We start from the raw sequence: 12,690 nt of genomic DNA, 5'->3' as shown, positions 1-12,690 counted from the left end.
CAACCTGAGTGTTCACGACGAGCCTGCTTTTTCTCGAGGATAGTAGGGTTTTTTTTGACCTGAATCATGGGCGCGGGCGCGCTGGGCTGCGATGCCCGGGAGCCGGCGCACCGGGAGATGACGACGCGACGCCGAGGACGGTTGGCCATCCCCGCCGCAGGATGGCAGACTGGCGCGAACCACGCCACGGGAAGCGACGAGGGGTCATGTTCCGCAACCTGCTGCGCCTTGCCGCGCTTGCCCTGCTGGCGTCGGCCGCACTCTGGTTCTGGGCCCTGCGCCCGCAAGGCGTGACGACGGCCGAACTCACCCGCGGCGATGCCGCCGAGATCGTCTATGCCACCGGCGTGGTCGAACCGGTGCGCTGGGCCGAGGTGGCGCCGCTCCGGCGCGGGCGCATCGTCCAGACCTGCCGCTGCGAGGGGCGCGTGGTGCTCGAGGGCGAGGTCCTCGTGCGCCTCGACGCGAGCGAGCTCAAGGCGCGCATCGCCGAGCTCGAGGCCCGCCTCGACTTTGCCGAGAAGGAACTGACCCGCGCCGAGGGCCTGTTCGAGCGCCGCGTCGCCACCCGCGAGACGCTGGAGGAGCGGATCTCGACCGTCGCCGAATATCGCGCAGCACTTGGCGCGACCCGTACGCAGCTCTCCGAGATGGAGATTCGCTCGCCGATGGCGGGGCAGGTGCTGCGGCTCGACGGCGAGGTGGGCGAGGTCGTCGAGCTGGGGCAGACGCTCGCCTGGGTCGGGCAGTCGCGCCCCCTCCAGGTCGTGGCCGAAGTGAACGAGGAAGACATCCCGCGGATCCGCGAGGGCCAGTCGGCGCATATCCTGGCCGACGCCTTTCCCAGCCGGAACCTGCCTGCCACCGTCGGCTCGATCACCCCGAAGGGCGATCCCGAGCTCAAGACCTACAGGGTTTACCTCGCGCTCCCCGACGACACGCCGTTGTTCATCGGCATGTCGGTGGACGTGAACGTCGTCATCCGCGTCGTGCCGGCGGCGGTGCTTGCGCCCGCGCCCGCGGTCACCGGCGGCGCCGTCTTCACCATCGAGGACGGTCGGGCACGGCGCGTCGAGGTCGAGACGGGCATCCGGGGCGCCGGCGCCGTGCAGATCACCGCCGGCGCCACCGAGGGGCTCCTGGTGGTGTCGCCCGTCCCGCCGGACCTTGCGCCGGGCGACCGGGTCAGGGACATCGGCCCGGCGGCGCCATGAGACTTCTGCTCGAGATCGCGCTCACCCATATCCGCGGTCGCGCCCGGCAGACGGTCGTCTCGGTCGCGGGGGTGACGCTCGGCGTGGGCTTCGCGATCGGGATGGCGGCGCTGATGCAGGGGAGCCAGGACGAGTTCGTCACCACGCTCATCGACGCGATGCCGCATGTCCAGATCACCGACGAGACCCGCACGCCACGCACCCAGCCGGCCGAGCGGATCTACGGCGCGGTCGAGATCCACGGCCTCAAGCCCCGCGACGACCCCCGCGGGATCCTGAACCCCGTCGAGGCGATGACCGGCCTGCGGAGCTGGGTCCCCGGTGCGATCTCGGCCGGTCTCAGGGTGTCGGGCGTCGCTCGCTATGGGGGCACCGACCGGGGCGTGTCGATCCTGGGGATCGAGCCGGCCGACGAGTTGCAGGTGTCGAAGGTCGCCGAGGACATCATCGCTGGCGGCCTGTCCGACCTCGTGGGCGGTGGCTTCGCCGCGGTGATCGGCGACAGCCTTGCCGAGCGGCTGGGCGCAGGGATGGGCGACAGCATCCGCCTCTCGGCATCGACCGGGGTGGCGCGCAACTTCAAGATCGTGGGCCTGTTCCACACCGGGGTCGTCGCCACGGACGAGACGCTCGTCTATGTCCGGCTCAAGAGCGCGCAGGTCCTTGCCGGTCGGCAGAATGCCGTGAACGACATCCGCATCCGCCTCGGCGATCCCGACGCCGCCCCGGCGGTCGCCGCGCGCGCCGAGGAGCTTCTGGGCCTCAAGGCCGTGAGCTGGCAGGAGGCCAACGAGAGCATCCTCGAGGCCTTTGCGGTCCGCAACATCATCATGTACACGGTCGTGGCCGCGATCCTCGTCGTCGCGGGCTTCGGCATCTTCAACATCGTGTCGATCATCACGCACGAGAAGGCGCGGGACATCGCGATCCTGAAGTCGATCGGCTTCCGCGAGCGCGACGTGCGCATCGTCTTCATGGCCGAAGGGGCCGTGATGGGAGGGCTTGGTGGCGCGCTGGGCGCGCTCCTCGGCGCGGCGCTCACAGCCTATATGGGAACCATCGAGTTCGAGTTTCGCGAGGCGACCGAGGTCACGCATCTGCCGGTCACCTGGAACTGGATCCACTACGCCATCGCGGCTTCGCTCGCGCTGGTGACGGCGGCGCTCGCGGGATACCTGCCGGCGCGCAAGGCCGCGCAGGGCAACCCGGTCGACATCATCCGAGGGGCAACCTGATGGCCCCGCTGGTCGAGGCCAGGGGTGTGACCCGCGTGCTGCCGCTCACCGTGCCGGTGACGCTGGTCGAGGGCGTCGATCTGGCCATCGGGCCGGGCGAGCTCGTGGCCATCACCGGGCCGTCGGGGTCGGGGAAGTCGTCGCTGCTCTACCTGCTCGGCCTGCTCGACAGCCCGACCGAGGGCGAGGTCCTGATCGACGGGGCGCCGACCCATGCAATGTCGACCGACCAGCGGGCCGCGCTCAGGCTCGAGCGGATCGGGTTCGTCTTCCAGTTCCACTTCCTGCTGCCCGAATTCAGCGTGCTCGGAAACGTCGCGATCCCGATGCGGCGGCTGGGGCGGCTCGCGCCGGGCGACATCGAGGCGCGCGCGGCCTCGATCCTCACGCGCCTCGGGCTGGGCGATCACATGCACAAGCGGCCCGACCAGCTTTCCGGCGGGCAGCGCCAGCGCGTGGCCGTCGCGCGGGCGCTGGCGAACGACCCGCCCCTGATCCTGGCCGACGAGCCGACCGGCTCACTCGACAGCGCGGCATCCGAGCAGGTCTTCGAGATCCTCGCGGGAATCGCTGGACAGGCGGGCAAGAGCGTCGTGGCAGTCACGCACGACATCGACATGGCCGAGCGCATGGACCGGCGTGTCCATCTCGTCGATGGCAGGATCGTCAGTGACGAACGCCGCAGCACGCGATCCGAGGGCAAAGAGGCCCGGACCTGACGGACCGGGCCTGCAAGGATCCGCGCATTGGGTCTCAGTTCAGCCGGGCGCCAACCGTCCTGATCGAGTCCGCGACCAGCGCGTCGGCCTTCTCGGCCGGAAGGCGCTGCTTCATCACGTCGGCCGCGGCGGCGACGGCGACCTGGACGGCACGATTGCGCACTTCCTTGATCGCGCTCGCCTCGGCCATCGCGATCTGCTCGTCCGCCCCGCGCAGGCGGCGCTCGACGGCCTCCTTGATCTCGGCCTTGGCACGTTCGGCCGCCCGCTCGGCCTCGAGCTTGGCGTGCTCGACGATCTCGGCGGCCTGACCCTCGACTTCGAGGCGCTTGCGCTCGAAGTCGGCGAACACCTTCTGTGCTTCCTCGCGAAGGCGCCGCGCCTGATCGAGCTCGGAGCGAATGCGCTCGGACCGCGCGTCGAGGGCGCCCGCGAGCTTGCGGTGCACACCGACGTAATAGAGGATGCCGACGAAGATCAGGAAGCTGATCGCGACGACCAACGTGCTGTTCGCATACCACATGCTGGCGCCTCCCCTCAGGCCCTGGCCTTGACCGCCGCAGCGACCGCCTTGGCGTTCTGCGCCTCGGGCAGGATCGCGTCGATCAGCGCGCCGGCGGTGTCGGTGGCGACAGCGACGACAGCCGCGGCAGCCTCGTCGCGGATCTCGCGGATGCGCTTCTCCGACTCGGCGGTGCGGGCCGAAATCTCGGCGTCCGCCCTTGCGAGTGCCTCGTCGACCTGCGCCTGGATCTCCGCGCGTGCCTCGGCGGCGATCGCCTGGGCCTTTGCGCGGGCATCCGCCAGCGCCTGCTCATAGGCCTTCTCGGCCTCGGCGGCACGGCGGCGGAACTCGTCGGCCTTGTCGAGGTCGTCGGCTATGGCGTCCGCGCGCTCCTCCAGCGTCTCGGAGATGCGGGGCAGCGCGATCCGCGACATCAGGTAGTAGAGCACGACCATTGCGACCGCGAGCCAGAAGATCTGGCTCGGCCAGGTCGCGAAATCGAGCTGGGGGAGCCCCCCGGAGCCATGCGCCGCCTCGGCAGCATGGCCTGCAGCGTCGGCTGCGGTCTCGGTCGCCATCACGTTCTCCGCGAATTCGGAGCCCGGTTGTCCCCGGGCCTTGTTCGAGCGGCCCCGGTCTGCCGGGGCCGCGCCGCACTCTCGTCAGCCGATCCGACGTGGATCAGACGGCGAACAGCAGCAGCATCGCGACCACGAGGCCGAAGATGCCGAGGGCTTCGGCGAAGGCCATGCCGATGAAGAGCGTCGCGGTCTGCTCCTTCGCGGCGGCCGGGTTGCGCAGCGCGCCCGCCAGGAAGTTGCCGGCCACGTGGCCCACGCCGATGCCGGCGCCCGCCATGGCGAGACAGGCAAGACCGGCACCGATGTACTTGCCCAGCAGGGCCGCAGCTTCAGCTTCCATGATCCTTACTCCTTGGTTTGGCTGAATTTCGTCGAAAGTGGCGGGGCGTATCCTCAGTGCATGTGCAGCGCGTCGTGCAGGTAGACGCAGGTGAGGATCGCGAAGACATAGGCCTGGATGAAGGCGACCAGGAACTCGAAGGCGGTGAGGCCCACCATCGCCGCGAGCGGCACCACCGCCATCGGCCCGAGGCCGCCCGCGATCACCATCGCGAAGAGGCCGGCAAAGACCTTCAGCACCGCGTGGCCGGCCAGCATGTTGGCGCCAAGACGGATCGAGTGGCTGACCGGGCGGACGAAGTAGGAGATCAGCTCGATGACGCACAGGACCGGGCGAAGCCAGCCGGGCGCCTCCTTCGGCCAGAAGAAGGTCAGGAAATGCGTGCCGTGCCGCAGGAAGCCGATGACCGTGACGGTAATGAAGACGGCGAGCGCCAGCGTCGCCGTCACGGCGATATGGGCGGTCGGCGTGAACGAGCCGGGGATCATGCCCAGCATGTTCGAGAACAAGATGAAGGCGAACAGCGTGAAGATGTAGGGGAAGTACTTCATCGAGCCTTCGCCCGCGACCTCCTCGACCATTTGCCGCACGAAGCCGTAAAGGAGTTCCGCAACCGACTGGACGCGGGTCGGCACCAGCGCGCGGCCCGAGGTTCCCCAGACCGTGAGGGCCGTGATCGCGAGCACCGAGATCGCCATCCACAGCGTCGAATTCGTGATCGACAGAAGCTGGACCTCGCCGCCCCCGAAGAGCGGCTTGATCACGAACTGGTCCATCGGGTGGATGAAGCTCTCTTCGCCGTTCGCTGCCGCCACGTCCTGCCCTCGCGTCTCGTCCCCGCGTCACGCGGGTGGGTTCTCGTCCTTCGGGGGCGCATCCCTGCGGGACGCCGCCTCCTGCTTCCGCTGGATCTCGGCGGCCGAGCGAAGCATCGTCTTCACCCCGGCCGCGAAGCCCAGAATCCCGAACACGATCAGGAACAGGGGAAGCGTGCCCGCCAGGCGGTCGATCCCCCATCCGATCGCGGCGCCGATGAACACACCGACGACCAACTCCGTCACCATGCGCCACGCGATTGAGGCGGCACGGACCTCACCTTCGGCCTTGCTCGTCACGGGGCGCTGGGCATTGCGCGCGGCCGAGATCCGGTTGCCCAGATCGTCGAGAGGCTTCCCACGATCCCCGGGCGCGGCCATCGGTGGCTCCTTGCACGGCACCAGCGCCGGCCCGACTGGCCCGGCGAAAGTTGCGGCGGACATTACGGAGGGGTCAGGCCTGAGTCAAGCCGGGCGTTCACCCGTCGAATTGTAGTCAACCATTTGATTTATATGTAATTTCCGACCATGCGACCGCGCGGCGCACCGGCCGGCGCGCCTGCGGCAGATCGCCCGCGCCGCTTGCCCGCCCCGGTCCCGGGCACGATCGGGGCGCGTCCATGCGCGGCAATTCCGCAGAGCGGCAGGGGCCGGGCACCGGCGCCGGTTGCGCCGGGCCGCCTTGCTGCTACCATTCAGGGTGCCAATTCCGTGCAAGGAGGCAGTCGATGACGAAGCTCGTCCTTCCCGCCTCCATGGCGCTCGCCCTCGGGATCTCCGGGGCGGCATGGGCCCAGTGCAGCGGCTATTCCAAGCAGACGCAGACGACGGCCGAGGCTCCGGTCGAGAAGCCAGCCGAGCCCGCGCCGCAGAGCTGATCAGACGAAAGCCGGGCCGGTCACGCTGGCTGGCCCGGTGCGCGCGCCCTCCCGTCAGGCGTCGACCATCTCCGCGGCCCGCGCGAGGTCGACCGACACCAGCTGGCTGACCCCCTTCTCGACCATCGTGACGCCGAACAGCCGATCCATGCGGCTCATGGTGATGGCGTGGTGCGTGATGATCAGGAAGCGCGTGGTGGTCACGCGGCACATCTCGTCGAGCAGATCGCAGAAGCGCGTCACGTTCGAATCGTCGAGCGGCGCGTCCACCTCGTCCAGCACGCAGATCGGCGCGGGGTTCGACAGGAACACCGCGAAGATGAGGCTGAGCGCGGTCAGCGTCTGCTCGCCGCCCGAGAGCAGCGACAGCGTCGAGAGCTTCTTGCCCGGCGGCTGGCACAGGATCTCGAGCCCGGCGTCGAGCGGGTCGTCGGACTCGACCATGATCAGCCGCGCCTCGCCGCCGCCGAACAGGTGGCGGAACAGGCGGGCGAACTTCTCGTTCACGCTGTCGAAGGCCTTGACGATGCGCTCGCGCCCCTCCCGGTTCAGCTCGCTGATGCCGCCGCGCAGCTTGGCGATGGCGGCGTCGAGGTCGGCCTTCTCCTGCGCAAGCTGGTCGCGCTCGGCGGCGACCTCGCGGGCGTCCTCCTCGGCGCGCAGGTTGACGGCGCCCAGCGCATCGCGCTGGCGGCGCAGGCGCGCGACATCCGTTTCGGCGGCGCTCACGGGGGGCAGGGTCGCGACCTCGGCGAGCTCGGCCGCGAGCGCGTCGGGCTCGATCTCGAGATCCTCGCGGATGCGCGCGGCGGTCTCGGCGACCTTCTCGCCCGCCCCTTCCAGCACCGCCTGAAGCCGCGCGCGCGCCTCGCGCCGGTCGGAGGCCGCGCGCTCGGCCTCGCGCTCGGCCGCCTCGGCCTGGCGCAGCGCGGTCTCGGCCTCGGCGAGGTGGTCGGAGGCCGCGCGCCGCCGCGTCTCGGCCCGCTCGATCTCGTCGGCGAGCTTGCCGGCCTTTGCCGCGATCTCGTCGGGCAGCGCGTCGGCGGCCTTGCGGGCGGCGGCGGTCTCGGCGCCGCGGCGGTCGAGGTCTGCAAGCCGCGTCGAGGCGTTGGCGAGCCGGTCCTGCCAGCCCTTGGTCTCGCGCGCAATGTCGCCAAGGCGCTTCTCCCGCGCCAGCCCCTCGCGGCGCACTTCGTCGGCCCGCCCGCGCGCGGAAAGCATGGCGGTGCGGGCGAGATCGACCTCGCCGCGCTGGCGCTCGACCGCGGCGCGGGCCTCGGCCACGTCGTCGAGCTCGGCCACCGCCGCCTCGGCCTCGGCCAGCGCCTTGGCGGCGGCCGCCATCTCGTCGCGCCGCGCGGCCAGGCTGCCGCGCTGGGTCTCGAGCCGGCCGCGGCGCATCTCGAGCTCGGCCTCGGTCTTCGAGAGAGCGCGCGCGGCGTCCGCCACCGACTGGTCGGCGGCGCGGCGCCGGGCCCGCGCCTCCTGCTCGGCGCTTGTGGCGGCGTCGAGGGCCGCGCGCGCCTGCCCATGCGTTTCCTTCGCCGCGTCGCGCGCCGCCTGCGCCTCGGCCTGCGCGCGGCGCAGCGCGACGAGGCGGTTCTTCTGCTGGAGCCTCAGCGCCGCGGCCGAGGGTGCGTCCTCGGCCCGCTGGCAATAGCCGTCCCAGCGCCACAAATCGCCCTCGCGGCTCACCAGCCGCTGGCCGGGCGCGAGCAGGGGCTGCAGCCGGGCGCCGTCCGTGCGCCCGACGACACCGACATGCTGGAGCGTGCGGGCGAGCTCGCCCGGCGCCTCGACATGGGTCGCGATGGGCGCCGTGCCCGCGGGAAGCGCGCCGGGCGCTGGGTAGGGATCGAGCGCGAGCCAGCCCGTCGCGCCGGCGTCGCGCACGCCCGAGGCGCGCAGGTCGTCGCCAAGGGCCGCGCCCAGCGCCGCCTCGAAGCCCGGCGCCACGCTCACCCGGTCGAGAAGCTGCGCGCCGTCGCCCCGGTCGCGGGCGAGCAGGCGCTCGAGCCCCTGCACCTCGGCGGCGAGCGCCGACAGCGCGCCTTCGGTTTCCGACGCCCGCCCGCGCGCCTCGCTCTCGGCCCCCTGCGCGGCGGCCCGCGCGGCCTCGGCGGCCTCGAGCCGGGCTTCGGCCTCGTTGGCTGCGGCGCGGACCTGCACCTCCGCGGCGGTGGCGGCGGCGAGCGCGCCCTCGGCGGTCGCGATCTCGGCGGCGAGCGCGGTCTCGGCGGCCTCGGCCCGCGCGATCTCGGCCGAGAGCCGGGCCTGGTGGCCGCGTGCCTCGGTCAGACGCCGCTCGGCCGCGGCGGCGCGGGCGGCGAGGCGGGCCGCTTCCTCGGTCAGCCGGTCGAGCGCGGTCTCCTGCTGCGCGAGCCGCTCGCCCGCCGCGCGCGCGCCCTCGGCGGCGGCGGCCTGGGCGGCGTCGTGACCCTGATGCGCGGCCGACAGTTCGGCTCCCTCAGAGGCGAGGCGCCCGATCGTCGCATGGGCGTCGCGGCCCAGGGTCTCCTCGCGCTCGCGGTCGGCGGCGATCTGGCGGGCCAGCGCCGCGAGGCGCTCGATCTCGCCGCGGGCGCGGGCCTCCTCCTCGGCCAGCCGGTCCCGCTCGATCGCGAGGCGCTGGTGCACGGCGGCGGCGATCGCCTCCTCCTCGCGCAGGGGGGGAAGCGCCGCCTCGGCCGCCTCGCGCACCTTGCGCGCAGCCGCCACCTCGGTCTCGGCGCGGGCGGCAGCGCGCACGCCCTCGGCCAGTTCGGCCTCGGCGCGCGCGCGCGCGGCCTCGGCCTGCTGCCAGCGCAGGTAATTGAGCACCGCCTCGGCGCGGCGCAGTTCCTCGGCGATCTCGCGGTAGCGCCGGGCCTGCGCGGCCTGCCGCTCGAGGCTGCGGAGCTGCGTCTCGAGCCCGTCGAGCACGTCCTCGACACGGCCGAGGTTCTGCTCGGCGCCGTTGAGCTTGAGTTCCGCCTCGTGGCGGCGCTGGTAGAGGCCCGAGATGCCGGCGGCTTCCTCGAGGATGCGGCGGCGGGCCTTGGGCTTGGCGTTGATGAGCTCCGAGATCTGCCCCTGCCGGACCAAAGCCGGCGAGTGCGCCCCGGTCGAGGCGTCGGCGAACAGCATCTGCACGTCGCGCGCGCGGACGTTCTTGCCGTTGAGCGTGTAGGCCGAGCCGATGTCGCGGGTGATGCGCCGGCTCACCTCCAGCGTGTCGGCATGGTTGAAGGCGGCGGGCGCGAGCCGGTCGGCATTGTCGATCACAAGGTCCACCGAGGCCCCGTTGCGGGCGGGCCGCGACGAGGTGCCGGCGAAGATGACGTCGTCCATCCCCTCGCCGCGCATCGCCTTGGCGCGGTTCTCGCCCATCACCCAGCGCAGGGCTTCCAGCAGGTTGGACTTGCCGCAGCCGTTCGGCCCCACGACCCCCGTCAGTCCCTCGCGGATGACGAGTTCCGTCGGGTCGACGAAGGACTTGAAGCCCTGGAGCCTGAGCCTGGTGAACTGCACGCGGCCTGCCTCTGCCGTTTGTTGTCCGGCAATGGTGGTCGAGTCGGGCGGGCCTGTCAATCCGGACGCGCGCGATGTGGGGGTTATCCACAGCGCGCGCACAAGATGTGGGGCCGGCCCACCCGCATCGCTGCGTGGCAGCGGTGCCGCGTCAGAGATGCTTGTCGATCAGCGCCGCGAAATCCGCGATCGGCATGTTGCCGGTGTGCTTCTCGCCGTTGATGAGGAAGGTCGGCGTCGAGCGCACATCGTCGGAGGTGGCAAAGCCCTGGTAGCGCTCGATCAGCGCCTTGGCATAATCCTGGTCCGAGAGGCAGGCGTCGATCGCCTCGGCCGAAAGGCCGTTGAGCCGCCCGATCTTGCGGATCTCGGCGGCGATGTCCTCGGCGCGGCTCCACTGGTCCTGCCGCTTCAGGAACTGGTCCGCCATCGGGTAGAACCCCGCCTCGCCGCCGCAGCGCGCGACCATCGATGCCCACAGGCCGTAGCGGTCGAAATAGACCTCGCGCAGGACGAAGCGCACCTTGCCGGTTTCGACGTAGCGCGCCTTGATCTCGGGCCAGGTGTTGACGTGGAAGGCGGCGCAGTGCGGGCAGGTGAAGGAGGCGTACTCGATCACCGTCACCGGCGCGTCCGATGCGCCGAGGGCCACATCCTCCATGAACGGCTCGGCCCATGCCGCCCCGGGCAGGGCTGCGGCCAGCGCGGCCGCGGCGGCGGCGGTCATCAGGTCACGGCGGCTCGGGCGAAACTGCATCGGTCACTCCTCGGTGCGTCGGTCGCGGCCCGCTGCGCGGGCCAAGGCTGCGTCCCCAGCCAGATAGGCGGGCCGTCGCGGAATGTCACGTCAAACCCGCGTCATTCCGGCGGCTTGGGGCGCGAGAGCACGAAGGCGCCCATGCGCGCGAGCGCGTCGCGCAGCTCCGGGTTGCGCAGGCCCTCGGCCATCTCGGCGGCCCGCGCGCGCGCCTCGGCGGTGACCGGGACGGGCGCGCGCGCCTCGCCGCGCCACGGGTTCGCGGCGGGCTTCGCGCCGGGCGCGGCCGACACGGCCCCGGCGAAGGCGGCCGGGTCCTCGGCGAAGCCGACGCGGCTCTCGCCCGCCAGCCCCGAGCCTTGCGTGATCCTGAGCCGGGCAATCGCGCGGTAGCCGTAATGCGCGTTGATACGCTCGACGATCTGCGGTGCGCGATGCTCGAGCTCGAGCGCGGCGGGGCCGTCGGCCCGCACCATCAGGGTGGCGCCGAGCTCGGCGCCCCGCCCGTAGGTCACCTTCACCGGATGGCACAGCCCGGCCCATGCCGCGCCCACGATCTCGGGCCAGTGCAGCAGCACCGCGGCCTCGGCGAAGCCCTGCCTGCCGGCCAGCGGCACGACCCGCGCGCGTGCCGCCGCGCCCGCCGCGCGAAAGCACTGGCACCGCGGAGCGGGCTCGCGCCCGCCGCCCTTGCCCCCCGGGTCCGATGCCGCCATGCTCGCCGCTCCCCTGCCGTGCCGCCCGCCGCCGCGGCACGGATTCGCTGTGGCGGAGGATAGGAACTGCAGGCCCAGACCACAACGTCCGGGACAGAGGCGATCGGTGCCGGGGCGGCGCTCGCGCCCCTGATCCTCGAATGGTACGACCGCCACCACCGCGACCTGCCCTGGCGCGTGCCGCCCGCGGCGCGCGCGGCGGGCGTCCGGCCCGACCCCTATCATGTCTGGCTGTCCGAGGTGATGCTGCAACAGACCACCGTTGCCGCGGCGACCGGGCATTTCCTGCGCTTCCTCGGGCGCTGGCCCGACGTTCACGCCCTTGCCGCGGCGCCGCGCGAGGCGGTGCTCGCGGCATGGGCGGGGCTGGGCTACTACGCCCGGGCGCGCAACCTGCATGCCTGCGCGGGCGAGGTCAGCGCCCGGCTGGGTGGCCGCTTCCCCGAGACCGAGGAGGAGTTGCGCCGGCTCCCCGGCGTCGGCCCCTACACCGCCGCGGCGATCGCCGCGATCGCCTTCGACCGCCCGGCAGCGGTCGTCGACGGCAATGTCGAGCGCGTGATGGCGCGACTCTTTGCCGAGCGGGAGCCCCTGCCGGCCGTGAAGCCCCGGCTTGGGGCCCATGCCGCGCGCCTAACGCCCCAGCTGCGGCCCGGCGACTACGCGCAGGCGGTGATGGATCTCGGCGCCACGATCTGCACGCCCCGCAGCCCGGCTTGCGGCATCTGCCCGTGGCGCGAGCCCTGCGCGGCCCGCGCGCGCGGCCTGCAGGCGGCCCTTCCGGCCCGCGCCGCGAGGACCGCGAAGCCCGTCCGCCATGGCGCGGTCTATGTCGCCTCGGACGGTGCGGGCCGGGTCCTGACGGTGCGGCGGCCCGATGCCGGGCTTCTGGGCGGCATGCTGGCCCTGCCCTGCGACGAATGGGCCGAGACGCCGGCGCCGATGCCCCCCTTCGAGGCGGAGTGGCGCGACCTCGGCGAGGTGACGCATACCTTCACGCATTTCCACCTGCGCCTGACGGTGAAGGCGGCACCGCTCGGCGCCTCGGCCACCGGCGGCGAGCTTGCGCCCGCACGGGCCGCCATCGCGGCGATGCCGACGGTGTTTGCCAAGGCGTTGCGCCTCGCGTTGACGCATCCCGACAGCGGGATCGCCTGAAGCGAGGGCCCACCCTGAAACGGCACGGCCTTCCCGCGCTAGTCGGGAAGGCCGCGGCATCTGCGTGGCGCAAAGCCCCGCGGCGGAACGCATCCGCAGGGACGATTTGAGAGTGGCGCCGAACCCGCCCCGAGCGCAAGTGACGTTCGCGTAAGCCATGTTTCAGCACCGGGCGGCGTGGCGCCACGGCATCTGTAAGGTTAAAAAAAACGGACCCGCGAGGGGTCCGTCGAAGGTGTGGCCGCAGGCAACCGGCCAGGCA

13 protein-coding genes are annotated in these 12,690 nt (G+C 72.1%); 5 read left to right on the top strand and 8 right to left on the bottom strand.

Going from position 1 to position 12,690, the window contains the following annotated elements; all coding sequences use genetic code 11:
* The first annotated feature begins 206 nt into the window (after positions 1 to 206).
* Genes M1105_RS05170 through M1105_RS05160 form a run of 3 tightly spaced genes read left to right on the top strand, consistent with a single transcriptional unit; the run spans position 207 to position 3,168 of the window.
* Positions 207 to 1,214 (top strand): efflux RND transporter periplasmic adaptor subunit, encoded by a 1,008-nt coding sequence (locus M1105_RS05170; protein ID WP_249579279.1) that lies wholly within the window; start codon positions 207 to 209, stop codon positions 1,212 to 1,214.
* Complete coding sequence (locus M1105_RS05165) at positions 1,211 to 2,449, top strand: ABC transporter permease (RefSeq protein WP_249579278.1); 1,239 nt, start codon at positions 1,211 to 1,213, stop codon at positions 2,447 to 2,449. Before M1105_RS05170 ends, M1105_RS05165 begins: the two co-directional genes overlap by 4 nt.
* A complete protein-coding gene (locus M1105_RS05160) occupies positions 2,449 to 3,168 on the top strand; it encodes an ABC transporter ATP-binding protein (protein ID WP_249579277.1) in 720 nt (239 codons plus the stop codon). The genes M1105_RS05165 and M1105_RS05160 overlap by 1 nt, the downstream gene beginning before the upstream one ends.
* 34 nt (positions 3,169 to 3,202) lie before the next feature.
* Here the strand turns inward: M1105_RS05160 and M1105_RS05155 are convergent, their stop codons facing one another.
* The 5 genes from M1105_RS05155 to M1105_RS05135 form a co-directional block, all read right to left on the bottom strand.
* The gene (locus M1105_RS05155) at positions 3,203 to 3,691 is read right to left on the bottom strand and encodes a F0F1 ATP synthase subunit B family protein (RefSeq protein WP_249579276.1); all 489 of its coding nucleotides are present in this window, start codon (positions 3,689 to 3,691) and stop codon (positions 3,203 to 3,205) included.
* Positions 3,692 to 3,705: 14 nt separating this feature from the next.
* Entirely contained in the window at positions 3,706 to 4,251 is a 546-nt protein-coding gene (locus M1105_RS05150; RefSeq protein WP_249579275.1) for a F0F1 ATP synthase subunit B', read from the bottom strand.
* A 103-nt stretch (positions 4,252 to 4,354) separates the two neighbouring features.
* Complete coding sequence (locus M1105_RS05145) at positions 4,355 to 4,594, bottom strand: F0F1 ATP synthase subunit C (RefSeq protein WP_200612960.1); 240 nt, start codon at positions 4,592 to 4,594, stop codon at positions 4,355 to 4,357.
* A gap of 53 nt (positions 4,595 to 4,647) precedes the next feature.
* Positions 4,648 to 5,370 carry a F0F1 ATP synthase subunit A gene (locus M1105_RS05140; RefSeq protein ID WP_249579671.1) on the bottom strand — a complete coding sequence of 241 codons (723 nt, stop codon included), beginning with the start codon at positions 5,368 to 5,370 and terminating at the stop codon, positions 4,648 to 4,650.
* A gap of 66 nt (positions 5,371 to 5,436) precedes the next feature.
* Positions 5,437 to 5,790, bottom strand: coding sequence for an AtpZ/AtpI family protein (locus M1105_RS05135; RefSeq protein ID WP_249579274.1), 354 nt, complete (start codon positions 5,788 to 5,790; stop codon positions 5,437 to 5,439).
* A gap of 347 nt (positions 5,791 to 6,137) precedes the next feature.
* Between M1105_RS05135 and M1105_RS05130 the strand changes: the two genes are divergently transcribed.
* Positions 6,138 to 6,287, top strand: coding sequence for a hypothetical protein (locus M1105_RS05130; RefSeq protein ID WP_249579273.1), 150 nt, complete (start codon positions 6,138 to 6,140; stop codon positions 6,285 to 6,287).
* Between the two features lie 54 nt (positions 6,288 to 6,341).
* On the opposite strand, the gene smc is transcribed toward M1105_RS05130, so the two are convergent.
* The 3 genes from smc to M1105_RS05115 all read right to left on the bottom strand — a co-directional run bounded on the left by smc (position 6,342) and on the right by M1105_RS05115 (position 11,270).
* Entirely contained in the window at positions 6,342 to 9,797 is a 3,456-nt protein-coding gene (smc, locus tag M1105_RS05125; protein ID WP_249579272.1) for a chromosome segregation protein SMC, read from the bottom strand.
* A gap of 151 nt (positions 9,798 to 9,948) precedes the next feature.
* Positions 9,949 to 10,554 carry a DsbA family protein gene (locus tag M1105_RS05120; RefSeq protein ID WP_249579271.1) on the bottom strand — a complete coding sequence of 202 codons (606 nt, stop codon included), beginning with the start codon at positions 10,552 to 10,554 and terminating at the stop codon, positions 9,949 to 9,951.
* A 101-nt stretch (positions 10,555 to 10,655) separates the two neighbouring features.
* Positions 10,656 to 11,270 (bottom strand): DUF721 domain-containing protein, encoded by a 615-nt coding sequence (locus tag M1105_RS05115; RefSeq protein ID WP_249579270.1) that lies wholly within the window; start codon positions 11,268 to 11,270, stop codon positions 10,656 to 10,658.
* A gap of 102 nt (positions 11,271 to 11,372) precedes the next feature.
* Here M1105_RS05115 and mutY point away from each other — a divergent pair, with 102 nt between their 5' ends.
* Positions 11,373 to 12,428, top strand: coding sequence for an A/G-specific adenine glycosylase (gene mutY, locus M1105_RS05110; RefSeq protein ID WP_319936773.1), 1,056 nt, complete (start codon positions 11,373 to 11,375; stop codon positions 12,426 to 12,428).
* The last annotated feature ends 262 nt before the right edge of the window (positions 12,429 to 12,690 follow it).

The sequence above is a fragment of the Thermohalobaculum sediminis genome, from assembly GCF_023487995.1.
Taxonomy (GTDB): Bacteria; Pseudomonadota; Alphaproteobacteria; order Rhodobacterales; family Rhodobacteraceae; genus Thermohalobaculum; species Thermohalobaculum sediminis.
This window is presented reverse-complemented; position numbering and strand designations above follow the sequence as displayed.